Annotated in this window: 21 protein-coding genes and 2 pseudogenes; 5 read left to right on the forward strand and 18 right to left on the reverse strand. The window is 36.6% G+C overall.

The annotated features are described in order from the left end of the window. Positions 1-594: 594 nt before the first annotated feature. Together AC6HVZ_RS06500 and AC6HVZ_RS06505 are read right to left on the reverse strand one after the other, a co-directional pair. Positions 595-681 (reverse strand): annotated as a pseudogene (locus AC6HVZ_RS06500) (SEC-C metal-binding domain-containing protein); the annotation flags it as partial. Between the two features lie 135 nt (positions 682-816). Continuing rightward, entirely contained in the window at positions 817-1,416 is a 600-nt protein-coding gene (locus AC6HVZ_RS06505; RefSeq protein WP_497557360.1) for a GNAT family N-acetyltransferase, read from the reverse strand. A 383-nt stretch (positions 1,417-1,799) separates the two neighbouring features. Here AC6HVZ_RS06505 and AC6HVZ_RS06510 point away from each other — a divergent pair, with 383 nt between their 5' ends. Both AC6HVZ_RS06510 and AC6HVZ_RS06515 read left to right on the forward strand, forming a co-directional pair. After that, positions 1,800-1,937 (forward strand): hypothetical protein, encoded by a 138-nt coding sequence (locus tag AC6HVZ_RS06510; RefSeq protein WP_497557335.1) that lies wholly within the window; start codon positions 1,800-1,802, stop codon positions 1,935-1,937. A 73-nt stretch (positions 1,938-2,010) separates the two neighbouring features. Further along, the gene (locus tag AC6HVZ_RS06515; RefSeq protein WP_497557336.1) at positions 2,011-2,397 is read left to right on the forward strand and encodes a hypothetical protein; all 387 of its coding nucleotides are present in this window, start codon (positions 2,011-2,013) and stop codon (positions 2,395-2,397) included. A 106-nt stretch (positions 2,398-2,503) separates the two neighbouring features. Here the strand turns inward: AC6HVZ_RS06515 and AC6HVZ_RS06520 are convergent, their stop codons facing one another. Genes AC6HVZ_RS06520 through AC6HVZ_RS06530 form a run of 3 tightly spaced genes read right to left on the reverse strand, consistent with a single transcriptional unit; the run spans position 2,504 to position 6,098 of the window. Next, positions 2,504-4,162 carry an acyl-CoA dehydrogenase family protein gene (locus AC6HVZ_RS06520; protein ID WP_497557337.1) on the reverse strand — a complete coding sequence of 553 codons (1,659 nt, stop codon included), beginning with the start codon at positions 4,160-4,162 and terminating at the stop codon, positions 2,504-2,506. A 24-nt stretch (positions 4,163-4,186) separates the two neighbouring features. Next, positions 4,187-5,701, reverse strand: a complete 1,515-nt coding sequence (locus AC6HVZ_RS06525) for a class I adenylate-forming enzyme family protein (RefSeq protein ID WP_497557338.1) — start codon at positions 5,699-5,701, stop codon at positions 4,187-4,189. Between the two features lies 1 nt (position 5,702). Then, positions 5,703-6,098, reverse strand: coding sequence for a MerR family transcriptional regulator (locus AC6HVZ_RS06530; RefSeq protein WP_497557339.1), 396 nt, complete (start codon positions 6,096-6,098; stop codon positions 5,703-5,705). A 194-nt stretch (positions 6,099-6,292) separates the two neighbouring features. Here AC6HVZ_RS06530 and AC6HVZ_RS06535 point away from each other — a divergent pair, with 194 nt between their 5' ends. Beyond that, positions 6,293-8,329, forward strand: coding sequence for a LuxR C-terminal-related transcriptional regulator (locus tag AC6HVZ_RS06535; protein ID WP_497557340.1), 2,037 nt, complete (start codon positions 6,293-6,295; stop codon positions 8,327-8,329). Between the two features lie 48 nt (positions 8,330-8,377). Here the strand turns inward: AC6HVZ_RS06535 and AC6HVZ_RS06540 are convergent, their stop codons facing one another. From AC6HVZ_RS06540 to AC6HVZ_RS06595, 12 genes and pseudogenes are all read right to left on the reverse strand, one after another. After that, the gene (locus AC6HVZ_RS06540; RefSeq protein ID WP_497557341.1) at positions 8,378-8,734 is read right to left on the reverse strand and encodes a DUF4870 domain-containing protein; all 357 of its coding nucleotides are present in this window, start codon (positions 8,732-8,734) and stop codon (positions 8,378-8,380) included. Between the two features lie 190 nt (positions 8,735-8,924). Next, entirely contained in the window at positions 8,925-9,164 is a 240-nt protein-coding gene (locus AC6HVZ_RS06545) for a ferredoxin family protein (protein ID WP_497557342.1), read from the reverse strand. 371 nt (positions 9,165-9,535) lie between these two features. Further along, positions 9,536-10,474: a nuclease-related domain-containing protein gene (locus AC6HVZ_RS06550; RefSeq protein ID WP_497557343.1), complete on the reverse strand. Its 939-nt coding sequence runs from the start codon at positions 10,472-10,474 to the stop codon at positions 9,536-9,538. A 382-nt stretch (positions 10,475-10,856) separates the two neighbouring features. Continuing rightward, positions 10,857-11,936 (reverse strand): annotated as a pseudogene (locus AC6HVZ_RS06555) (DNA topoisomerase); the annotation flags it as partial. Positions 11,937-12,195: 259 nt separating this feature from the next. Next, positions 12,196-12,399 (reverse strand): DUF4871 domain-containing protein, encoded by a 204-nt coding sequence (locus AC6HVZ_RS06560; protein ID WP_497557344.1) that lies wholly within the window; start codon positions 12,397-12,399, stop codon positions 12,196-12,198. Positions 12,400-12,942: 543 nt separating this feature from the next. Then, positions 12,943-14,154 (reverse strand): methionine adenosyltransferase, encoded by a 1,212-nt coding sequence (gene metK, locus AC6HVZ_RS06565; RefSeq protein ID WP_497557345.1) that lies wholly within the window; start codon positions 14,152-14,154, stop codon positions 12,943-12,945. Between the two features lie 105 nt (positions 14,155-14,259). Beyond that, positions 14,260-15,453, reverse strand: a complete 1,194-nt coding sequence (locus tag AC6HVZ_RS06570) for an ATP-grasp domain-containing protein (protein ID WP_497557346.1) — start codon at positions 15,451-15,453, stop codon at positions 14,260-14,262. Further along, positions 15,434-16,672 (reverse strand): MFS transporter, encoded by a 1,239-nt coding sequence (locus AC6HVZ_RS06575; protein ID WP_497557347.1) that lies wholly within the window; start codon positions 16,670-16,672, stop codon positions 15,434-15,436. The genes AC6HVZ_RS06570 and AC6HVZ_RS06575 overlap by 20 nt, the downstream gene beginning before the upstream one ends. 9 nt (positions 16,673-16,681) lie before the next feature. Next, the gene (locus AC6HVZ_RS06580; protein ID WP_497557348.1) at positions 16,682-17,377 is read right to left on the reverse strand and encodes a histidine phosphatase family protein; all 696 of its coding nucleotides are present in this window, start codon (positions 17,375-17,377) and stop codon (positions 16,682-16,684) included. Positions 17,378-17,393: 16 nt separating this feature from the next. Continuing rightward, on the reverse strand, positions 17,394-18,455 hold the full coding sequence (locus tag AC6HVZ_RS06585; protein WP_497557349.1) for a GNAT family protein: 1,062 nt from the start codon (positions 18,453-18,455) through the stop codon (positions 17,394-17,396). 14 nt (positions 18,456-18,469) lie between these two features. Beyond that, complete coding sequence (locus AC6HVZ_RS06590) at positions 18,470-19,555, reverse strand: B12-binding domain-containing radical SAM protein (RefSeq protein ID WP_497557350.1); 1,086 nt, start codon at positions 19,553-19,555, stop codon at positions 18,470-18,472. Positions 19,556-19,565: 10 nt separating this feature from the next. Continuing rightward, complete coding sequence (locus AC6HVZ_RS06595) at positions 19,566-19,739, reverse strand: hypothetical protein (protein WP_497557351.1); 174 nt, start codon at positions 19,737-19,739, stop codon at positions 19,566-19,568. A gap of 626 nt (positions 19,740-20,365) precedes the next feature. On the opposite strand from AC6HVZ_RS06595, the gene AC6HVZ_RS06600 reads away from it, so the two are divergent. Next, positions 20,366-21,601, forward strand: a complete 1,236-nt coding sequence (locus tag AC6HVZ_RS06600) for an IS110 family RNA-guided transposase (protein WP_497557352.1) — start codon at positions 20,366-20,368, stop codon at positions 21,599-21,601. Positions 21,602-21,840: 239 nt separating this feature from the next. Next, a complete protein-coding gene (locus tag AC6HVZ_RS06605) occupies positions 21,841-22,755 on the forward strand; it encodes a phosphotransferase family protein (protein WP_497557361.1) in 915 nt (304 codons plus the stop codon). 407 nt (positions 22,756-23,162) lie between these two features. Here AC6HVZ_RS06605 and AC6HVZ_RS06610 read toward each other — a convergent pair. Then, positions 23,163-24,255, reverse strand: a 1,093-nt coding sequence (locus tag AC6HVZ_RS06610) for a DNA topoisomerase (protein ID WP_497557353.1), incomplete at its 5' end; no start/stop codon positions are given.

Below are 24,255 nucleotides of genomic sequence, written 5' to 3' on the forward strand. Positions count from 1 at the left end.
TAAACTTATACATTACGTCAATAACTACTTATAGCATTTTCAGGAAGGATTGAAGGGAATGACATGGGGAAGGAAAAAAGGTTAAATTAATTGCATTGAGTATATAGCTGGCAAAGAAACCATCAAATTGGTTTATGAGTGTATTAATGAGCACAGTGTTTTTCTATTGAAACTCACACTAGGTGGAAAGAATGCAATAAGGCAAATAGAAAGAAAAGCAATGTGGATTTGAATCTCAATGGTTTATATTGGTTCAAAATTTCTTTGAAAGTATTCTGCATGTCCTCCACAGATTCAGGTTGATATTCCTCAATAATTTTATTGGCCAGGTATTCCGATTTTGGATGGCATTTAATTTTTGTCATTTACATTTCCTTTGATCTCAATCTATTATCATTATGCTAAAATAAAAAAATCTAAACTGCCAGTAGAAGCCGTACGCTCTTCTACTTACACAGTTTAGATTACAATCTCATATGATGCCCAATGACATCCTTCACAAGAATCCAATAGATTAATCACTGAAAAATTTCTATACCTTTTACAACATGCTCACAAACCCGGGCAAAAAAAGCCCATACAATTAGCCCCATCCTACATACAACAGCGCTTATATTTCTTTCTGCTTCCGCATGGGCATGGATCATTACGCCCAACCTTTGCCGTCTTTACAACAGGCTGATTTGCTCCCATTTGGATAAAAAGATCTGACATAGAATTGGAGGGTGCATTTTCGGGTACCGTATTTTCCATTTTTTTCAACTAATTACATATAAAATGCCCAAACTGATTGATTTCAATAGAAACAATTTCATATTAGTTTTCTTCTAACTTTTTCTCGTAGCAGTTACATTCATGCACTCTTTCAAAGTTGCTCCGAATCATTCCTTTATCTTTACCAATATAGTGCGCAAATGCTTGGATTGGATAGAAATTTTCAATCTCACTTTTAATCGATTTCTTAACTTCTTGCCCACCATTAATATAGACTTGCAGATAAGATTCTACTTTAGAAAACCCTTGCTTTTCATACCATTTATTTACCCAAATATCATCTCTGGTCCATGCCTCCAAACGATTTAATCCTTGTGTTTTTGCTATTTGCTCAGCTTTGTTTAATAGCCTTCCAGCAATTCCCTGCTTCTGAAAATCCGGATGCACAGCTAGATGCCAAATCATTCCACCAAGCCCTTTACCTCTTGAACAAACGGTGCTTTCCTTTTCTTCATACTCTATATCCAATAACCCAATTACTTTACCTTTATCTACTGCAACAATTTCTATACTGGGATTATCATATTTCTCCTTTTCTTTCAGCACATTATCATAATAAGCTGTATTCAAAAAAGAAAGCACCCTACATTGGAGCCAACTTAACTCATCAGATTGAATATAGTTTCGTATTTCCATCGGGATAGAATTCCTCCTTAAGATATATGCTAATCACTGTTAAAAATTAATGCAAATTTGATAATAATTAATGATATTATCTGGTTGAATACTGTTATCAGCAATTTTATTTTTCATTTCATATCTATGTATTAAGCATTGATGCGTAATTTGTAAGATAGATTACATCCACCTTCCAATAGTAAGTGTATATACAGTATCACTAACGTTGGCAATCTTCCCCTTATTTTGGATAGTTTTATTAACCTTATTTTTCATAAACTGTTCACCTTTTCGAACAGGATTAGCATACATACGTTAATTATATGAGTTATCATCGAACGTTTCAATAAATTAACAAGATCATGTATACTTAATACAACAACAACAACAACAAAAGGAGCACACATATGATCAAAGTAAAGATGAATGTCCAAACCGCATACCATGGTGACCTGCTGCGTGCAGGGAAAGTCTATGAAATTGATGAAACTACTGCAAAACGCTGGATTGCTAGTAAAATAGCGGTAAAGGCAGAGGAAAACTAAACCAAAAATTCGACATTTTTTTATGGATTTAACCAGTAATATGAACTATACTTAAACGAAGGAGGTGAAGAAAATGAATGAAGAACGTTTTGATTGGATGGAAAAACGCTTTGATCAGATGGAGAAGCGTTTTGATCAGAAGTTCGATCAGATGGAGAAACGCTTTGACCGAATGGAAAATATGGTGACACAGTTAATTACAACAGTAGCAAAAGTAGCGGAAGAACAAACGGCAACGCATAAAGAGCAAACCGCAATGAAAGAAGAACAGGTTTCCATTCGTGAAGAGCTGACTACTGTAAAATTAGAACAACAATCTATGAGAGAAGAAAATAACACCCACCACAAGGAAGTTATGGAAAAGTTACACTCCTTAGAAGCGGATCAGGATCATATCTGGGAAAAAGCGGCACGAAATGAAAGAGAGTTTGCCAGATTCAAAAATCAATACGGATTGTAACTACCTCTGGAAGATCCCACATTTACGCAACAATTACTTCATAGATTAATTTTCCTAAATCAAAAATCCCCGCTACAGCTAACCAAGTAACGGGGATAACTCTTACTTAATTTCCAACAATCTCACTAAACTTCGACAATGCTACTGGGTCTTTTTCAAACTCACTTTTCCTCCATACGGATTGTAAATAAACTTCCGTAATCGCTTGTTGTCTGCTATCACCATTCATACTTGTTTGTAATGCCACAACACTTTCGAAAATAACTGCCATTCGACTGGCTAAATCCTTGCTGTAATAAGTTTGCAAATCATGAGGTAATTTTTTTACTTGTTTAACTTTTTCCGTTAATCCTGAAATTTTTGATTCGATTTCCCCAACCCAACCTGTTAATTTTTCATTGGTAATCTCAGCTAACCGCTCTCTCATCTCTACAGCAAAAATCGCTTCTGCATTATATTTGCCAATTAACCTGAGAACCTCCAAACCTAATATATTGGCAGTCCCTTCCCAAACGGTCAGCACCTGCGCATCACGAAGGAGCCGTGGCGTGACAAAATCTTCAATATATCCATTTCCTCCATGCATTTCAATCGCTTCATGGGCAAAATGGATCGCTTGTTCAGCCGTTTCTTTTTTCATGATGGCCACATACAATCGAAATAATATCTGATCTTTTTGTGAAACTTCAGCTTTTGTTTCTTTGCCCATTACCAGATCCATCAGCCGGATTACCTCAAACACTACGCTTGTTTCGACCTCTTGTTTAGCAACCATTTGACTCAATGTAGCCTGAACCATTGGATAATTTGTCAGTTTATTGCCAAAAGCCTCACGATCGATCGCATAATTTTTTGCTTCCAAATAAGCACGGCGCATAATGCCTAACGATGCAACTGCATTGGAGACTCTAGATAGATTTAATGCCTCTATCATATAGGAAAATCCCTTATGTGCTTCTCCAACCAAATATGCCTTTGCCCCATCAAATTCCACTTCTCCAGAAGGCACAGCGCGAACGCCAAGTTTATCCTTTAGCCTACGAATCCGCAGTAATCCAGCCTCACGGTTTTCTTCCCAGGGAACCAGGAATAAACTTAATCCTTTTGTGCCCTTTGGTGCACCTTCCAATCGCGCCAGCACCATCGCCACACCACATGCACCAACATTACTGGCAAAATACTTTTCCCCGGTTATTCGATAGGATTCCCCTTCTCGGACAGCTTCTACAGCATTTGCTCCAACATCTGAACCACCTTGACGCTCTGTCAGAAAGGTCGCTCCCTCATAAAGTTCCACATCACCTGTTGAGAGCACATGTGGCAAAAATTCTGTCCTTAAAGAGGCTGAAGCATAATGATCAATTAAATAAGCGGTTGCTTTCGATAAGGTAACAGGACAATAAAACCCTGGTTCCGCATGGGATAGTAAATATCCTTGAGCAAAGGAATAAACATAATTTCCCTTAACCATGAGTTCAGGTATTTCCTTATGAATATAGCCGACAATTCCTGTATGATACGTCGCTTCTATTGTTTTTTTATATCCTTCATTTACCCAGATTTCGGATACTTCATTTCCCATTTTGTCATAGCGGATTAACCGAGGCTGTCCCTTTCGATCTGTATAGACTGCCCGCTGATCAATATCCCCTGCACATAATGCGCCAAATTCCTCCAGTTCCGAGTCTGCCCACTTGAAGAAATCCTCTGGCAGCAGAGCCGCAAGTAATCGCTTAAGATTTTTATCTTCCGTGTAAAAATTCATCATTCTAACACCTCGCTTATGTTGTTACAGCTCTACACGTTCACGTAATTGATTTTTCAATAGTTTACCCGTTGCATTCCTAGGAAGCGCTTCCAATTCCTCATATAATTTAGGAATCTTATAATCTGCTATTTTCCCTTGCAAAAATTCACTTAATTCTTCTGCTAGATTTCCGATTTCTCCGTCAATCACAACAAAGGCTTTCACCGTCTCTCCCCAATCCGGATTTGGAATCCCGACAACAGCAACATCCGCAATTGCTGGATGGGTGATTAAAAGATTCTCTATTTCTTTCGGAAAAATATTAACACCACCAGAAATAATCATGTCTTTTTTACGATCAACGACCCAGTAGTATCCATCTTCATCCTCTTTGGCCATGTCACCTGTGTATAGCCAGTCGCCTCTTAATGCCTCACTTGTTTTCACAGGATCCTTGTAGTAGCCCTTCATATTTCCTTCTCCTCGAAGAATAATCTCACCAACTTCTCCCTGCTTTACAGTGTTTCCATTTTCATCAACAATACGAAGTTCACAATTTAAGGCAGCTCTTTTCCCAATACTTCCAGCTTTTGTTTGATGATCCTTAAAGCCCAGCAATGTTCCACTTGGTCCAGCTTCTGTCAGTCCATAGACACACATTAGCTTGTTAGTTGAAAATTTTTCCTTAATAAAAGTCACTTCCTGATCTGCTAAAGGTGCACCGCCATATACCCAATATTCCATCGATGACAAGTCATATTCATTCATTTTAGGATGCTTTGCGCTTGCAAGATAGGCTATTGGTGCACCAAAGAAATGAGTAGTCTTTTCTTTTTCAACTGTTTCTAGTAGCAAGTCGGGTGTAAAGGTCGGTACAAGTACATGTGTCGCTCCAACATACATGCCTGCAATTAGGAATAGATGCAGTGGAGCTGAATGACTAAGTGGCATCATATGCAGTACTCGGCTTTCAGGTTTCATCGTCATTTCAATACAAATCATCGTTGCAACAGTGAGGATATTACGGTAGGTGAAAACAACTCCTTTAGGATCACCGGTCGTTCCGGAAGTATATAATAATGCCGCTTCATCATCCTCTGTTAAATCACAACGAATTTCATCCGGAGATCCATCCGCTATCAGCTTTTCAAAGGATAGCCAATGATCCGCAGCTTCACCGGTTTTTACACATAAAAGGTTATCAGATTTCGGCAGTCCCTTCACCTGGTTAAATAAGACGTCATGTGTAATGAATACAGTTGCATCACTATGCTCGAGAATATAGACAATTTCCTGATGGACAAGCTTGGCATTTATTGGCACAATCAACGCTCCAAGCCGTTGGGCAGCAAAATACGTATATAAAAATTCCTTTGTGTTTGGCATATGCAGCACAACTTTGACACCCTGACTGACACCACGTTTTCTAAGACTGTTTGCTAATTTATTTACAGATATATTCCATTCCAGGTAAGTAATCCGCTCATATGGCGTAACAATAGCTTCTTTCTCCGGCAGCTTTCTCGACTGGCTTGCAAGCAAATTGGGGATATTCATATTAGCTTTCACGCTCCAATTCATGTAATTTAGTTTTAAAATCCATGATCAAATGTTCCATCTCTGAACGAAGATTCATCAATTCATTAATCCGTCTCTTCACTTCCTCTATTTTTCCCTCTCCATATTCAATTGTTTTGGAAAGCTGTTGTTTTCCACTCGGATCCTGATCAAAAAGCTGGATCATCTCCTTTATTTCTTCCAGGTTGAATCCATATTTTTTCCCGCGAAACACCAGCTGTAGTCGAATGCGCTCTTTCTTAAAAAAGATTCGCTGTCCACCTGTACTGCGCTTTGGTTGAATCAATCCGAGCTCTTCATAATAACGGATCGTTCTTGTGGTTATACCGAAATGTTCCGCCAGCTCTGAAATCGAATAGGTTTCCTCTTTGCACATCAGTAATCACCTTGTTCCAATTTTCTAACAACTATAGTTTATCATTAACGTTAACGTCAAGTTCAATCCTTTTTTTATTTTTTTGTTAGACAAAAAGTTCCAGATAACTGTTGACATAATAGTCGTTTTTAACTATATTTATAATAATTAGATTTTTCTAAATAAAATAGTTTATCTGGAAGGGGTTTATTGTTTTGGAGGTAAACAAAAACAATACAACCGAACAAAAAAACATGTATGACATCATTACAGAAATAGAAAACGAATTTTTCATTGGAAGAAAACATGAGATTGACGTTTTTCAGCAGTTTATCCAAGCAGATAATCCTGATGAAAAAGTGCTTAGCATTTATGGTACCGGTGGAATTGGCAAAACCTATCTATTATCAAAATTCTCTGGAATCGCTGCCGATAACGGGATACTTTTTTTCAAGCTGGACAGTGAAGATTTCCCTCATACTCCTTTAGGGTTTGCTGATTATTTACTCACACTACTGGAAATGACTATAAGCAATATGACATATAACAATCGGAATAACTTGCAAAATTGCTTTCAAAATCTTGCGGATCTTGCATTGGAACACAAAATTATTATCGCCATTGATACGTATGAAAAAATGGATGCTCTTGATCGCTGGTTTCGGCAAATTTTTATCCGGCATGCTGATTCCAATATATTTTTTATTCTAGCGGGGCGACATGCTTTAAAAGGAGAATGGATGGAGTCCCCTGCTTGGAGGAGGATAACAAAACAGCTGGAACTGAAAGATTTTACCCTTTCGCAAACAAGTTCCTATCTAAGGCATTACGGCATTACAAACAAACATTATGTCGAGTCTTTATGGAAATTTACTGAAGGTCATCCACTGACTTTATCCCTTGCAGCAATTACGAATGAAAAACCGGAGATTGATTCAACTGATCAGCTAACAGAAAACATACCTCAAATTTTAATTGAATTAACTAAAAGATGGCTGCACGAAGTAAAAAATGAGGATTTGCATCATTTGGTCGAAGCGGCAGCAATTCTGCATACCTTTGATCAACAAAGCCTGTCCTCCATTTTGAATCGTGAAGTTAGCCTATCAAAATTCCATGAACTTACAGGTTTATCCTTCATCAAGCCTACTAGAAGGAACTGGGCGATGCATGATTTAATCCGGGATGCTATTCGGGTTGAGTTAAAACATCGAAATCCCGAGCGGTTTAATGCTTTGAGTGAGCGAAGTGCTGCATTTTACTATCACAAAACAATTTCTACCCGATCACGTGACGATATTGCTCAGTTTTTTTATCATCTTGGGGATGAGTTTATTCAATCCGTTTTTTTTCAGGATTCGATTAACACCACAATGTATTTTGAACAAGTGGAATCCTATAATTTTCATGAAGTCACAGATTTTTTTGCCAATAAAAAAGAAAATATATCCACAAGTGATGCGCAGTTCTATACTAGAGGGACAAATAATTCCTATCATTTCCATGCATCTTTACAGCATAATCAAAAAGAATTGGAATTGGTGAATACAGAATACATTGATAAAATGGGGAAACATGTGGCACGTATTTTAAAAAATGAATATGGCGAGACACTGGGACTTTCCATTCTTGTACCAATTAATAAAAATACACTCCCCCATTTAACAAGAGAGCCTGTTTCAAGGGCCTATTTTTCACGACTGACAGAGAGAGAAAAAGATGAATTTGCTGTTTCAGAAGACAAAAATGCCGGATGGTTTATCCGAATGCTTGACTATGTTGATCCATCCAATACAGAAGCTCGTTCATTTTCCCTGTATAATTTATTTCCATTACTGCTTTCCGGCGGGATAATTATTGTTTCTACTCCTCTGCCTTTTTTCCAACAATTACTTAAAAACTTTGGATTCCAAGAGGTTCCAGACGCACTGCATTACGATTATGGTGAGAACTATCCATCACCAACCTATATATTAGATGTGAGCGGTGCAAAATTAGCTGTTTATCTAAAACAATTCACTTCTAAAGATTCGGTTAGCAACCAAATCGAAATGATTACTAGTACGTTTGCATTCACTGATCGGGAAATGGACATTGTAAAACTTATTCTTGATGAAAAAAGCAATGCAGAAATTGCAAGCCAGCTTTATATTGCAGAAGTAACGGTGAAGAAACATATGAGCAGGATTCTATCCAAGGCTGGAGCCAGGAACAGAACCCAGTTGATTAAAAGATTGATGGAAATTATTTAAGTCGAATTTAAGAGAGAGGCGAAAGTGTTGTTCTGTCTCTCTCTTTCATTATTTTAGCAGTTTATACTTTCCAATGATTGGTAAGCCCTTTTCCTTGCCATTTGCTGCATTAATAATCCCCATCACAGCTAATATTACAAGCATTAAACTACCAAACGGCAAAATGATTAACCACCCGATAATTGGTAAAACAGTTCCAAGGACAGATACACCAATCCAGCATAAAAATAATATAAGTCCCTGATTTGCATGATACATTGCAAACTTCGAGTCTTTTGCGGCAAGAAGCGGAATAAAGAAAATAATATATGCTAAAATAGCCATTCCTTTATTTTCCTTTACATCAGCAGACTCTTCCTGCTGAATTGCCACAGACGCTTCCTCTGTATTCATTTCCTTTGGCATCACAACACCTCCCTATGCCAGCTGATTTATGTTCATAAACAAAAAAACTGATAAACCTGTACTCCATCGATGTGACGTTAAGAAAATAGTAACACGATATGCACATTATGTAATGTATACCTGGGTATATAATTTTTTAAAAAAAAGCACCCATTATAATAAATGAGCGCCTTATTTGATCTATTTATTTTTACCTATTTGCGAAAAATTCTTCTGCTTTTTCAAGGAACACTTCCTGATCTGGTGTGAGATCATATTCTTCCTCGATTGCTTCAACCGGGCAAACCGCTTTACATGCACCACAATCTATACAAACATCTGGATCTATGTAAAACTGATCTGTGCCTTCTTCGATACAATCTACTGGACAAACACTCACACACTCAGCCGATTTCTCCGAGCCACAAGGATCCAAAATAACAAAAGCCATCTATATGATACCTCCCTTATATGCTATCTCTTATATAATGATACATGAAGAGGCAATAGCAAGTAAACAGCTTTATCTTATTTCTATCAATGATTACGCTTTTTTTAGATGTCCGGATGGCGAGTTTTACTGATTTTGTAACTTCATGTAGACTACTGCCGACTTGCGAACTTCTCCTAGTGTTGCGTACTCCTCCTGATGATGTGAACTTCTCCTGATGATGTGAACTTCGCCTGAAATTGTGAACTCCGCCTGATATTGTGAACTTCAGCCAATTTTGTGTGAACTTCTTACCATGTCGCTGTGAACTTCTAACCAACTCGTTGTGAACTTCCGCCCTTCGCCTGTGAACTTCAGCCAAACACCGACTTCTACAGGTTATTTCTTCTACTGGCTAACCTTTCAATATCTAATTTATATCTCAATCCACTTGTCGAACCAACTTTTTCGAGTTCCGCTTTTTGTAATAGTTTCCTAGCTATGTTATCAGATTCCAATTGTAACATATCCCTCGCTTGACGATTATTAATATATGCACCCTTCAACAAGGCATAATCAATCAGAGTTTCCAGGTGAGCAGTTTTAGATAACTTACCGCAAGAAGAACATCGCCATTTACCTCTCGTCCGCAGCATTGGAACGGTAAAGCATTCCCGACAGAACACTCCTTTAATTAGCTCATCATAAGAAACTTTATATTTTTCTAAAACATCCACTTCTTCTGGAGTATGTGCTGAAAGCAATTGAAATGAGAGATTCATTAACTGATCTTCAGAAAAACATTCCATATTATACTTGCTGGAAAACTCATCTATTTTCCCTAATATTTTTTCTTTGTGCATCACCATTTCAGTGATAACTTTATCATTGGTATGATTTTTCAGGATGGTGTTTGGATTACTATATACAACGATTTTTTCAAGAGGAATTGAAGGAAAATTAAATTGCCGAAGCCAGCGGAGCAAACGTAAATGCTGTAAATTAACTTGATCTACCGGATTTGTAAAAGCTTTAGTTTGCTCATTTTCAATACGAATCGCCTGTCCCATTTCATCAAAAATAACATGATCCCTAATATTCTTCACTTCTATTATTAATATAAAATTAGCTGATAGAACCAGTGTGTCAATTTGAAAAAAGCCATTTGGGTCACGAATACGCAAATGATAGAAGATGAGATATTTATCGTATGGTAGAAAACTAAGTGGAAATTCAAGGGATAATTCACCGTTGTATCCAGCGCGGAGATTTCGAGCATTTGTTGCTACTATTTCTTTTTGAGGGTGCGTGATTCTTAATCGGCAGTTCAATGCCTCCGTTTTCAGAAGGACCTCGGGGACTTCCAGGGGTTTTAGTATCAATACTACACTACCTTTCCTATTTAATTTTTGTGGATAGATGATATATTCGACATTATCATGAGAAACCCTGCTTTAGAAATGAAAAAGCTACAGATTTCTGCAAAGTTTCAGCAGAATTATGATCATTTGACTGGATCATATCAAATTGTTAGTGCACATCTACCCAACTTTGTGAACTTCCGCCAATTTTGTGTGAACTTCTTACCATGTCACTGTGAACTTCTAACCAATTCATTGTGAACTTCCATCCCTCGCCTGTGAACTTCAGCCAAACATTGATTTCACACTAAAAAAAAGGACCCTCTACCCCATGCAGAGAGTCCTCATCTATCTATTTCTTCAGCTTAGCCAGCTGTTCGGCTAATGCGTTATTCGCAAAGCCATCATCCTGTTTCTTCAAATAGTTATTCACGTCTTTTTTCGATACTTTATGCTTTTTCTCCTGCTGTTTTCGCTTATTAAAGGTGGACAGTTTTTCACGATGGCCGCATTTGCATATGAATATTTGTCCTTCACCTTCCCCACGTAATTCCAGGCGCTTATGGCAATTAGGACAGCGGGCATTTGTTTGTCTGGCAATATTTTTCTTGTGTCCGCATGAACGATCCTGGCAGACTAGCATGCGCCCATGTTTATTATTGATTTCTAGCATCAGTTTGCCACAATCCGGGCATTTTGTACCGGTCATGTTATCATGCTTAAATGTTTCATCACTGCCTTTAATTTCCTGAACAACTTCTCTCGCATAGCTTTTCATTTCAGAAATGAACTTATTTTTATTCAGTTTCCCTTCCGCAATGAGTCCAAGCTTTTGCTCCCATTCTGCTGTAAGTGCAGGTGAACGCAACTCCTCCGGCACCAATTCAAGCAGCTGACGGCCTTTGGAAGTGATATAAATATGCTTGCCCTTCATTTCCATATACATTCCATTGAACAGCTTTTCGATAATATCGGCACGGGTTGCAACAGTACCAAGACCACCTGTTTTATTGATGGTACCCGCTAAATGTTTTTCTTCAGAGCTCATGTAACAAACGGGATTTTCCATCGCCTGAAGCAGTGCCCCTTCTGTAAGTCGCTCCGGCGGTTTTGTTTCGCCCTCCGTCATGGAAATCCGCACATTCATCGCATCGCCTTTTTCAACCACAGGCAATTGCTGATCATCATTGCTCTCATTGTCATCAAAACGATTATCATAGATTTCCTTCCAGCCCTGCTTCTTAACAATCCTTCCTTTTGCGGAGAAGCCTTCATTTCCGATTTGTGCTATTATAGTTGTTTGTTCATATGCATATGGATCTGACAATACTGCTAAAAACCGCTTCACAACAAGATCATAAATTTTCCGTTCTTTATCATTTAATTCATCTAGAATTACATGCTGTTCTGTTGGGATAATCGCATGATGCTCTTGAAATCAAGAGTATTACTATAAAAAGTTTAAAGTATAAGGAAGACAATCTTAATATACATGTTTTCAAAGATATCTTTTGATGTAGCCTTGTGTAGCCTCGGAATAAAGTTTGATTATATTAATTTAATACAACCTTGGGTATAAAAACAAATAGAAAAAGCGTGTTTTGAGAAATAGATTGATCAAAATGGGTTTTTATCCAGCAGATTTTAGTTTGGTTTTTATAGAAAAGTTTGATCATATCAGAAATCCTTATTCAACTAAACTCCGCCTTAATAAGCTTATATCCCACGTTTAAGTTTTTACTCTCTACATTCACAACAACTGTGCCGAACAATTCTCTACCTACATAAGCGTTCAACTTCCATAGCCCACTAAAAGGTAATGACATTGATGATGGTATATGTGCATCTGCACCATTGTTAGGTCCACCTAAATTACTTGTTTCGAATACGGTCACTTCTTCATCTGTATCTATATTCCCTCCTATTACTCTAATCTCTCCTGCGAGCTCCTCTGCGTTTAACTCTCTGTATAAGGTTTTTCATGGCCCTTTATAGAATGAAAGGGGGTGTTGCCGATGACAGTTTACGAGTGCCTCGTAGTTATGATTTCTTTCAGCACTGATCGTGACGATACTGTCATTTAATCATAAAAATAACCACCCTAAGCCTGGCAGCTAATGAAGGTGGTTATTTTTACGCTTTCGCTAGCGAGTTGCCCCTTGAAGGGCTATTGCACCAAACCGTTTGGTGTTCCAGCACCAAGCGGTTTTATTATCTTATGAATATCTAATTTTATTCTACCCTATTTTTGACTAAAATGAAACAATTGCTATTGATTAAATAAAGTTGGTCATATTAATCCTGCTGCTAGTTGTACCATAGGTAGATTTCCAACAAAACAGAGCTTCTTTTCATACCTTGATTTGTTACGAGTAAGAACAAAGCGTGGTTTCACATTATAGTAGTAAATCCATTTGCTGTTTACTAAATTGATAAATCTACACTAGAGAATATACTTGCCTTTGCAGAAGTTGAGATTTATCTGTCTCTTCCCATGGAAGATTAACATCATTTCGCCCAAAATGACCGTAGGTAGCGGTTTGCTTGTAAATCGGACGACGCAAATCCAGCATTTTGATAATCCCAGCCGGGCGCAAGTCGAAATTACTGCGAACAAGTTTGACAAGTTCATCTTCTCCTAGTTTTCCTGTTCCAAATGTGTTGATTGAGATTGAAACCGGTTGAGCTACCCCAATCGCATATGCAATCTGTACTTCACATTTATCAGCTATCTCGGCAGCTACAATATTTTTTGCCACATATCGGGCTGCATATGCTCCTGAACGGTCTACTTTTGTTGGATCTTTACCGGAGAAGGCTCCTCCACCGTGTCTTGCATATCCACCGTATGTATCGACAATAATCTTTCGTCCTGTTAGTCCCGCATCTCCTTGAGGTCCCCCTATCACGAATCGGCCAGTCGGATTTATAAAGTATTTCGTATCTTTATCAATCAGTGTTTCTGGTACAACAGGTTTAATCACATACTCTTTTAGGTCCTCTTGGATTTGCTCAAGCGAAACTTCTGGATGGTGTTGTGTAGATATTACGATTGTATCGACCCTTACTGGTTGTTCATTTTCATCGTATTCCACTGTCACTTGAATTTTTCCATCCGGACGTAAATATTGGAGTATCTCTTCTTTTCGTACTTCCGTCAAGCGACGAGCAAGCTTGTGACTTAAGGAAATTGGTAGTGGCATAAGCTCTTTAGTCTCATTGGTCGCATAACCAAACATGAGTCCTTGATCGCCCGCACCAATTGCTTCAATCTCAGCATCGGTCATCTCGCCATCTCGCGCTTCTAATGATACATTTACTCCCTGAGCAATATCAGCAGATTGTTCATCAATTGACGTTAAAATTGCACATGTTTCTGCATCAAATCCATATTTTGCACGTGTGTAGCCAATCCCTTTGATTGTTTCACGGACAATTTTAGGGATATCTACATACGTATTGGTTGTAATTTCTCCTGCTACCAACACAAGACCGGTTGTTACCGAAGTTTCACACGCTACGCGAGCGTTCGGATCCTTTTCTAAAATATTATCCAGGATAGCATCTGAAATTTGGTCACAGATTTTATCAGGATGCCCCTCAGTAACCGACTCTGATGTAAATAAACGACTATTTAATCTATTTGTCAATTTTTTACCCCTTTCTTTTCAATCTAATTGTTCGTAAAATACGCCTTTTAACAGTTTCTTAACCGTTAATAACTATATAAATATTGTGAAGTTAATTCAGGTTTATCAAGATGTGATAATTTTAATTAACCTAATTAAGTCTTCAGCTTTGTTCAATGCATCCCTCCCAGAATAGCCTTGCACAACTAAACATCCAGATCTGTTAAAACTGTCAGTAACCTCGGTTACTGTATCACCAATTTTTACATTAATTTCATGAGCAAGAACATTAGGGTTTTTTAAAACGTCCTCTAACCCCTCTATAGTTTTTACAAGACCGGGAGTTGAGTTAAAATAACGAACTGCCCCCCCTTTACCTTGTACATCCTTAATAATTGGTTTAACACCTGAAATTAAGTATTCTATGGTAAGACTTATAACATCTACACCAAATATACCTGTCAATAGAAGGACTATAAAGTCTCCCCCAGGACGTGTGTGGGTCTCAACAACTTTTGGTCCCTTAGATGTTAATTTAATTTCTATATGACAAGGTCCTGTTTTATGTCCAATAGCCTCTAGCATTTCCTTAACTAATATTATAACTTCTTGTTTATTTGATATATCTGATGGCATTACGTGTCCGTATTCAACATTGTTTATCGTTAATTTATCGGTAATTTGTATGACGTGATGCTCTCCGTTAAATGAAATAGTTTCAACGCTAATTTCTGTTCCATCTAGAAATTCCTCAACTAGTACAGTTTCTGTTGATGTCTTACGTATTGTGTTGTAGTATTTTATCAATTCATCATAGTTGTCAGCTCGGTATACATTCTTACTGCCTGTTCCTTTGTTTGGTTTTAAAATTACAGGGTAATTATTATGTGTAGAAATAAAATCATCTAATTGTTTTCGGCTATTACACAGCATATAATTTACTTTTGATATATTCTGTCTATTTAACCGCTCTCGTAAAGAAGCTTTGCTGTTCACAAGTTTTGATGGAGTTAGCGGATTATTTGTTAGGTTTAGATGTTTACCTATAATTGATGCTAATTCAACTCCTTCATCTGTAAAACTACAAACTGCCTTAAAGTTATATTTTTTATGTAACCTATCAGAGATACTTCTTGCTAAATCCTCATCAGTTAAATCAAAATAATGAATCTCCTCACAGATTTCTTTTTTATCTCGGTGCTGTCGGTCAGGAGATTGAAATAATACGACCTTTAATTCGAGCCGCTCGATTAAATAGAACTGAATATATTCCCAAGAATCTGCTACAATTAGTACATGTTCACCCTGAAAATTTTTCATAACTATCACCTTGTTCCTGTTTAGTGATTTTTTTAAAGTTTATTAACCAAATAATTAAAGTTGAAACTATTAAAATAAAAGCCGAGACCTTAAATACCAAAGTTATACTAAGTAAATCTGTAAAAATCCCTGCCAAAAAACCGGCTAATGGGTAAGAAATCATTGATACGGTGTTGTTAATTGAATTCACACGGCCTAATAGATTATTTGGAACTATTGATTGTCTTAATGATTTATTAAGTATGTTAGAAGTGATTATTGGACCTTCTTGTAAAGCTCTACCTAGTCCCACAAGTGGCCATATAGATGAAAAAGATATTATTAGAATCCCTAAACCGGATATAAACCCTGTAGACAATAAAGCCTTTAAATGTGCAAAATTACTTGAAATTATCGGAGTAAGAAGCCCACATATAAACTGCATGATTCCAGATAATGAAAAAATAAGCCCTACATAAAATGCATCCAGTTGTAGATGATCCCTTGCAAAATATATAAACATTGCATCGATTGATCCGTGTGCAATATTAGCAACAAAAGCAAAGCTCATTATGGTAAGCAGAACCTTGCTCCCTTTTACATATTTAAACCCATTTACAATATTGCGAAGAAAATTTTTGTCCTCATCGACCTGTTCATGTTTATATTTTATTTTTAATAGGAATATTGATATTAATACAGGTACAAAGCAAAGTACACCTACTAGTAACGCTGGCCCAATTCCAACAAACGAAATAATCACTCCTGCTAAAGAGGGTCCTGATAAAACAGCTATGGTGTCCAAAAACTCATAAAATGTATTTGCTTTTACTAGGTACTTCTTTTCGGTTGTTTGAGGTATTATTGTTTCCTCTGAAACAAATGAGAAACAACTAAAGACAGATAAAACAACACAGATACTTAAAATTAAAGTTAAATTTATATAATTTATCAGGACAAAAACAGTTAATACAAGTAGCAATATCCCCTGAAGAAAATTACTTGAGAAAATTATAACTTTTCTATTTAAGGAATCAACAACTGTTCCAACGAAAGGAGATACAATGAGTGATGGCAGCAGTTGAAGCAAAAAAACTATGCCCATCCACGTTGAAGATTCTGTGACTTCATAAATGAGCCAAGGGATAGCAAACATATAGATTTTACTAGCCATAGAACTGAAGAAGCTCGATGCTAAATAAAATGATAAGCCTTTGTTGTACTTAAAAAAATCCTTCATAACCCCACCTTAATATGATAGAAGATCTTCGCTTAAATGCTCGGTTTTACATAAGTATTGTAAAACATACATTTTATCTGGTAAGTCTTCATCTTTTATTGTGTCTACAATTCTAACTTCAGACACTGATGCATGTGAAAATGGAATCAAAAAGTCAATATCGCTTTCAGGTTTAACCTTAAATAAAATAGAAACCAAAACTCGCATAACCTCATAATGTGTAACTAGTAATATATTATTTGCCTCCGACTTTGTTATAATTTCATTCCAAGCCCATTCTATTCTCCTATGAAAGTTAACAAGTGTTTCACCGTTTTTCACTTTATCATTAAACTTGTAAATCCGACTATTTACTATACGTGTAAGCTCTTCTTCGGAAAGAGCTTCCCAATTACCATTACAATGTAATTCATTCAACTCACTAGTAGATTTCTTTTCGATTTCCCTATCGCCAATAATAATATTAGCTGTTTCTTTTGCTCTGCTAAGATTAGATGTAATAACCTCATCTATTTGTTTATCTGCAAAGAAGTTTTTAAGGGAGTCAGCCTGTTTTATCCCCATAGAAGAAAGTGGAGGATTCATAGAATTTACTATATTTGTACTGCCTGAATGACCATGTCTAACAAGATATATTCTTTTTGTATTTTCAGGAAGAAAATCATCTCTACTTACTAAAACTGAAGGAGTATATACTTTATCCATATTCATTAATCATCCTTTAAAAAAGCTCTTTTTTATATTTTTCAAAGTGCCTTTTTTCCAATAAACACATCCATTGTTCTACCAATGGCTGCTGTTCAGGCTTCGGCGCCTTTGCTGCAAAATAAATTGGAACAGGTTCGAATCCGTGTTGTTTTTTAAACGTATATGGGTCTCGACCAATATGTATGTTTGTACATCCTAATAAATAGGCATGTTCTACAATATTTTCAAATAATGAATGCATTTGATAATATTTATTTAAAGAATCTTTACCGCTATGACCAGTGAATAATACATAATAATCCGCTCCCCATTTAATACCTGAAATAAAGCCAATTTGTTTCCCTTTATATATGGCAGTAAATGTATCTAGGTTGAGGTTATTGTATGTTTCATAAAAAAAATTAGATGGTAGCAGTTCTCTAGATGACCCTAAGTCTTGAAACGTTACATCTATAAGCTCGTTTAATGATTTAAGGTCTGGTTGTGAAACTTTCTCTATTGTAACTCCTACTCTCTTAGAGCGAGAAAGGTAGTTTCTTAATTTCTGCTTTTTTTTCCTTGGTAATGAAGCTGTAGAATCTGGTTCTTCCATTGGACTAATATCCCTTGCCATCGCTGTTGAAAATCGACTGAAAACAAATCCATTACTTTTTAATACTTCTATTAAATCAGTTTCTATATCTCTTATCCCACCTAGTAAAACAATAGAATTATCTTCTTTACCTTTATAAATTAATTTCTCTATAGAATCATTTAAATTTGATTTATTATTATATATAACTCCGCTGTACCAACTATTTAGTGTATGACTAAATATTACTGGTCCAGTTATCTTTATATCAGTTATTGTTCTATAATAATCCAGCAGGGAGCAATCCCCCATTTTGTAAATATATGATAAAACGAACGAAACCCCGTGCTTGGACTCACTCACTATATGATTTGGTAAAGGTTTAGTCCAAGCCTTCTCAAAGGCTTGGACATAAGCAGCAGATTGGAACGGAGTACCACTTTTTAAAAGTTCATTCCACCTTAAATTATCAAGATTGTGATAATTGCGAGCAGTCATACTCATAATTACACCTCTCTTTAATTATTCACTAACTCTATTACATTATTATCGAAATAATTTCTTAAAGTCTTTAATTTATCAAAGTTTTTGTTAACTAAATCCCTATTATACTGTAAAGTCGTAGATGAAGAATTGGCAAGATCCTCCCAATTATCAAAGGAATTATAATCGATGTTAAGTCGATCGAAGAGTGGTGTACCAGGACGTGGTAATACCACTGAGTGGTCAAAAATAAATGGTTGTTGTTCGCACCATTCAGCTATTGAATCAATATCTTCATCAGGAAAACCAACTAGCATAAATGCCATAGGTTGAATTCCTGCTTTTACAGCCCCGTTCAATGTTCTTTCGATAGTTTCTCTTTTTAAGTTCTTATTAACCTCCATATCCCTTATATCCGGAGATTCAATACCGAACCAAATATATGTACAACCAGCTTCAGCCATGGCATCTATTAATTCTTGATCAATAACATCAACTCTAGTCTCACATCCCCAGGTAATATCCAAAGCTAAATCTTTAAGAGCTTCTGTCAAACTATAAACCCATTTTTTATTAACGGTAAATGTGTAGTCAAGAAAGAAGAAGTTCTTTACTCCTTGTTTATACATTTCTTGAATTTCCTCAATTACGTACTCTACAGGTCTGGTTCTCACCTTTCTACCGAAGTAACCAATATAACAATAATCACAAGCGAAAGGACAACCTCTATTCGCCAAGAGTAATCCGGTTGTGACACGCTCGATTTTGTTATTAACGGGAACATATGAATAGTACTTCGTTAAATCAACTAAAGAGTAATCAGGAATAGGCAATGTACTTAGTTCTGTTTGGTTAGTGTCAGTAAACACAAAGTGTTCTGTCTTTTCTTTATATGCGTCCCATTGTTTTAAGAAATTTGGTACAACAACTTCATTCTCACCTACTAAAACACCATCTACCCCTAATTGTTTCTGAGTTAAATCTGGTGCTACTTTGCCATGAGGTCCGACGCATAAAACTTTTATGCTACTATCAATCTCTCTTATTTGATTAACCGTATCTTTTATACCGTCTAGATCTGATGGATAACATTGTGTCAAATCATACTCAGCTGTTTGCAAAATAACAACGTCACTTTTTGGTTATTTGTTGTTTCCATTCATCCTGGTCTTCATAACGTAAATCATAAAACCGGATGTTATATCCTTCTTGCTTGACAACTGATGCGGTATATAAAGCTCCTATTGGCGGTTGCTTCACCCACCACATATGGGGGAATTTTGGCATTAATAGCAATGTATTCATTATTCTCCTCCTCGTATAATATGTTTTAGAGCTCATCTTAGAGGATTTTCCAGTTGGATCCGGACCTCCTTGAAAGCCCTCTTTGAATTCCTACATGCATGTAGATTTATATTGTTTGAGTAAGCCAAGGCTTCCTCATTCACACTTATTTGATATTTGCTTGCTTCACCCGTGGATGGGGAAGTCTGGCACCTTCACAAAAAGAAGGATTATTGATTCTTTCAATAACGATTGTCTTAAATGCTTGATGGATTCCTTTCATCATGCTTATTTGATGTGCCCAAAAATTAAATATAGAGCAATATCGAAGAATGGAGGATGCTCCATTGCTTCCTTCGGTATTTAAAGTATTGTCTTTCAGACGTGTCTATCGGACAATGGAACGGACAAGGTTTTTTCGGGATATTTCTATTCCCCCTTGCGGCCATATTTGGACTGCTTAAAAAGCCTGCTACCCATCGTTCATCATGGAAGGTCTAACCCCTAGTTGCGCCGCTTAGAAGAAGTGATGTAGCGATGAATGGCCTTCTTCTAATTGAGTGCTGATGACGAGGAAGCCATCGATGATTCCGATGGGCACCCAGGTCTGAAAGAATCTTGATTACTCTATCTAGGAGGTGATTGGTATGTCTCAATTGCTTGTCGGTTTAGACGTTAGCTTAAAATCTCATCATGTCCATTTCATGAGAGATGACGGAGACTCCATCAAGGATTTCAGTGTCTCTAATAATCAAGATGGTGCTGAAACATTGGTTCAAAGGATTATCAAGACAGCGGACGACCATCAAGTTAATCAGCTCAAAATCGGGTTAGAAGCCACCGGTCAATATGGATGGCATGTAGCCCATTATCTCCATGAACACCTTCCATCATCTGAAGAAAGAGATGTTTCCATCTACGTCTTAAATGCACGAAGAGTGGCTCGTTTTAAAAAGGGGTATGACACCCTACCGAAAAACGACCGCATTGACGCCTGGGTAATCGCTGACCACCTGCGATTTGGACGACTACCAAATGCGATGAAAGACGCGATTCAGTATGAAGCCTTACAGCGCTTAACGCGTACACGGTTTCATCTCATGAAGGAAATTTCACGAAATAAAACTTATCTTCTCAACCAGATCTTTTTAAAGTTCAGCGGCCTTCGTCAGGAGAACCCTTTTTCCAATACATTTGGCTCAACAAGTCTAGCCGTTATTCAAGAGCTAGAACCCGAAGTCATCGCCAATATGTCTATCGAAGAACTCATCGAGTTCATTCAGGATAAAGGGAAGAATCGCTTTGAAAACCCAGAAGAAGTGGCGAAGTATTTACAGAAAGTCGCTCGATCTTCTTACCGTCTGCATAAAACGATGCAGGACCCGGTCAACATATCACTAAGCGTCACCTTAAGCACCATTCAACATATGGAATCACAAGTCAAACGACTTGATAAGGAAATTCAGAAACTGATGAAAGGTATTCAGGAGACCTTGTCTTCCGTGAAAGGTATTAGCCATGTGTATACCGCTGGTTTAATCGCAGAGATTGGTGAAATCGAACGATTCGATAATCATAACGCCTTGGCTAAATACGCTGGACTAGTATGGAGTCAGAATCAGTCTGGTGAATATGAATCCGAAGAAACCAAGCGTATGCTTACCGGAAATAAATATTTGAGGTATTACCTCATTCAAGCTGCTGATTCGGTTCGAAAGCACGATTCCGAATACCGTGATTTTTATCATAAGAAGTATCAAGAAGTTACTAAGCATCAGCACAAACGAGCCCTCGTCTTAACCGCAAGAAAATTGGTCAGGTTGGTTTACTCGCTACTAAAAACCAACCAACTATATATTCCACCTGAGAGGAGGAATCAATAAACCTCTTATTTTAGGTTAATGTCTCTATAACTTCACTTCCATTTTTTGTTAAATGGTGTGAGGCTTATTTGGTATACCTTTTTTTAAAGGGTAAAAGAACTTTTAAAAAGAAAATTTCCAATTATTTATTTTCTTGTACTTGACATTACACCACTAGGCTATTGTAATATTTTACTTTTTCAAAGATATCATATAAATTTGATATAATCAATTTATTAAGGGTGAATAATTTGAATACAGTGAAAAAATCAAGGATTATACCTACAATCATAAATATTTTAAATAAGGATTATAATCTTGAAGTATGCAGAGAACAAGCATCCTTGATTGGCCAAGGATTGGATTTTTTTGTTATACTTTTACACAGCAAAAAATTAGGAGAAATTGCAGTTAGGACACCTAAGAAGAGATACATAAAATATGGGAATGAAATTTATGATTCACTTTACTTTTTAAAAAAGGAAAAAGAAATTTATGAGCATTGTTATATTTTTGATTTCCCTGTTCCGAGGTTTTACTTTATTCACGAAAGTAAGGAAGTTATTTTCTTCGTCTATGAATACGTGACAAATGATAGAACAAGTATACCGTCTGGCCAGTTAGCTCAATTATTAAACAAACTACATTCGTTGCCTATTGAACAACTTACTAATGTTCGGATAAATGAACATGAAGATAATAACTTTAATTTAATGCTTGCCAACAGAATACAAGACAGAATAAAAAAGCTAAACGATATTAATCCTATTTTCCCAACTTTAGAAAAGAATAGTCTAGTTGAATATATTAATACTGGTTATCGACGAAGCTTGCTTCATATGGACCTTAGACCGGACAATATTCTTACGAGAGATAATAAGATTGTTTCTATTATCGATTGGTCATATGCAATATTAGGCGATCCTTTGTTAGAGATTACTAGACTAGAAGAATTTAGTATCGCTAATGGTTACACCCTTTTTGATAGTTTTCTAGACAATTATACTATTCACTCATATGAAGATATTTCCAAACCAACAGAATTGATTTATAGACTAGATGCAGTTCTTATGGTAACTCTCGTATTTGTTGAAAATCCAATGTATAAAAATCTACTTGGCAGACAGCTAGATAGAACGAGTGTATTTCTAAAAGAACTTAATTCCATGATGTAACCCACATTCGGCATGTAAGCCTATTCAACAGTTATTTACATTATCTGAAGCACAAACATCAAAATTCACCATTTTGCATTGTATATATTTTCACTTTTTGATTCGTTGCGTCGTACTAATTTAGCCTAAATTACAGAAGTTGGCTAAATAGTATATATTAAAAACTAAATGTGTTATCGATGTGCCGAACATGGGATGTAATCATTATTTGTATGTTAAAAGTATTAGTGTTGTATAACACATTTTTTGCTCCTGTGAAAAATTTGGAAATCACTGCCATATATACATTAGAGCTATATTACGAAAAAATCAAAACTACACAAGCACAATAAAACAGACTATAAGAAAATACTTACAGTCTGTTTTGTTTTATTTTTCTCCCGACCTTCGCATATTAATTTGGTTATTTAATCAAACTTCATTCCTTTTAATAATTCAGCAAATGGATTATTAATTGGTTCAGCCTCTTTTTCTTGTTGCTTTAAATATTTCTGTACGTTACGTTTATCCATTTTTCCACTTCCTTCTTTTTTGCGACGGGCTTCAAAAGAAGATAGCTTTTCACGATAGCCACATTTACATGCGAAGATTTGTCCTTTTCCTTCGCCACGTAGTTCCATTTTCTTTTTACATTGAGGGCAACGAGCGTTTGTTACACGTGACACGTTCTTTCGGTGTCCACAATCACGATCTTGGCAGACGAGCATTTTCCCTTTTTTACCGTTCACCTCAAGCATTGGTTTACCGCAATCAGGGCAAGATTTTGTTGAGATGTTGTCATGCTTATATTTTTTATCGCTAGCTTTAATTTCAGCGACAATTTCCTTTGTGTGCTCTTTCATTTCATTAATGAACACATCTTTCTTCAACTTGCCTTTTTCAATGAGCTCAAGCTTTTTCTCCCATCTAGCTGTTGTTGCAGGTGAACGTAACTCCTCTGGTACTAAATCAAGTAACTGACGACCTTTTGATGTGATATAAATTTCTTTACCACTACGTTTTTCCATTAAGAATGAATTGAATAGCTTGTCAATAATATCTGCACGTGTTGCAACCGTACCTAATCCACCAGTTGATTTTAAGGTATCTGCAAGCTCTTTATTACTCGTTTCCATATACTTCGTAGGGTTTTCCATGGCAGACAGTAAAGTAGCCTCTGTAAAGCGTGCAGGTGGCTTTGTTTGGCCCGATGTTTGAGTGACTAACTTTGTCTTTAGTACATCCCCTTTTTCAACGCTGGGTAATAATTGTTCTTTTATATTGTCTGTTAATTCTTCATCATCATATCGATTTTCGTAAACTTCTTTCCAACCAGCATTGATTACTGTTTTACCTTTAGCAATAAACTTTTCTCTACCAATTTCAGCCTGTACCGTTAATTGTTCATATTCATGTGCTGGAAATAAGACTGCTAAGAAACGTTTTACTACTAAATCCCGAGTTTGGTGGTAATTATTGCCAATTATTGACATATCAAGGGTCAGAGGCATGTAAAAAAGA

It is taken from the genome of Oceanobacillus sp. NCCP-135, from assembly GCF_059698015.1.

Excerpts from the sequence above, each read along its gene's own strand:
- AC6HVZ_RS06595 (WP_497557351.1), bottom strand. The coding sequence starts at position 19,739 with ATGAATACATTGCTATTAATGCCAAAATTCCCCCATATGTGGTGGGTG.
- AC6HVZ_RS06575 (WP_497557347.1), bottom strand. The coding sequence starts at position 16,672 with ATGAAGGATTTTTTTAAGTACAACAAAGGCTTATCATTTTATTTAGCA.
- AC6HVZ_RS06525 (WP_497557338.1), bottom strand. The coding sequence starts at position 5,701 with ATGAATATCCCCAATTTGCTTGCAAGCCAGTCGAGAAAGCTGCCGGAG.
- AC6HVZ_RS06600 (WP_497557352.1), top strand. The coding sequence starts at position 20,366 with ATGTCTCAATTGCTTGTCGGTTTAGACGTTAGCTTAAAATCTCATCAT.
- AC6HVZ_RS06520 (WP_497557337.1), bottom strand. The coding sequence starts at position 4,162 with ATGAATTTTTACACGGAAGATAAAAATCTTAAGCGATTACTTGCGGCT.
- AC6HVZ_RS06545 (WP_497557342.1), bottom strand. The coding sequence starts at position 9,164 with ATGGCTTTTGTTATTTTGGATCCTTGTGGCTCGGAGAAATCGGCTGAG.
- AC6HVZ_RS06585 (WP_497557349.1), bottom strand. The coding sequence starts at position 18,455 with ATGAGTATGACTGCTCGCAATTATCACAATCTTGATAATTTAAGGTGG.
- AC6HVZ_RS06580 (WP_497557348.1), bottom strand. The coding sequence starts at position 17,377 with ATGGATAAAGTATATACTCCTTCAGTTTTAGTAAGTAGAGATGATTTT.
- AC6HVZ_RS06570 (WP_497557346.1), bottom strand. The coding sequence starts at position 15,453 with ATGAAAAATTTTCAGGGTGAACATGTACTAATTGTAGCAGATTCTTGG.
- AC6HVZ_RS06530 (WP_497557339.1), bottom strand. The coding sequence starts at position 6,098 with ATGTGCAAAGAGGAAACCTATTCGATTTCAGAGCTGGCGGAACATTTC.
- AC6HVZ_RS06540 (WP_497557341.1), bottom strand. The coding sequence starts at position 8,734 with ATGCCAAAGGAAATGAATACAGAGGAAGCGTCTGTGGCAATTCAGCAG.
- AC6HVZ_RS06510 (WP_497557335.1), top strand. The coding sequence starts at position 1,800 with ATGATCAAAGTAAAGATGAATGTCCAAACCGCATACCATGGTGACCTG.
- AC6HVZ_RS06515 (WP_497557336.1), top strand. The coding sequence starts at position 2,011 with ATGAATGAAGAACGTTTTGATTGGATGGAAAAACGCTTTGATCAGATG.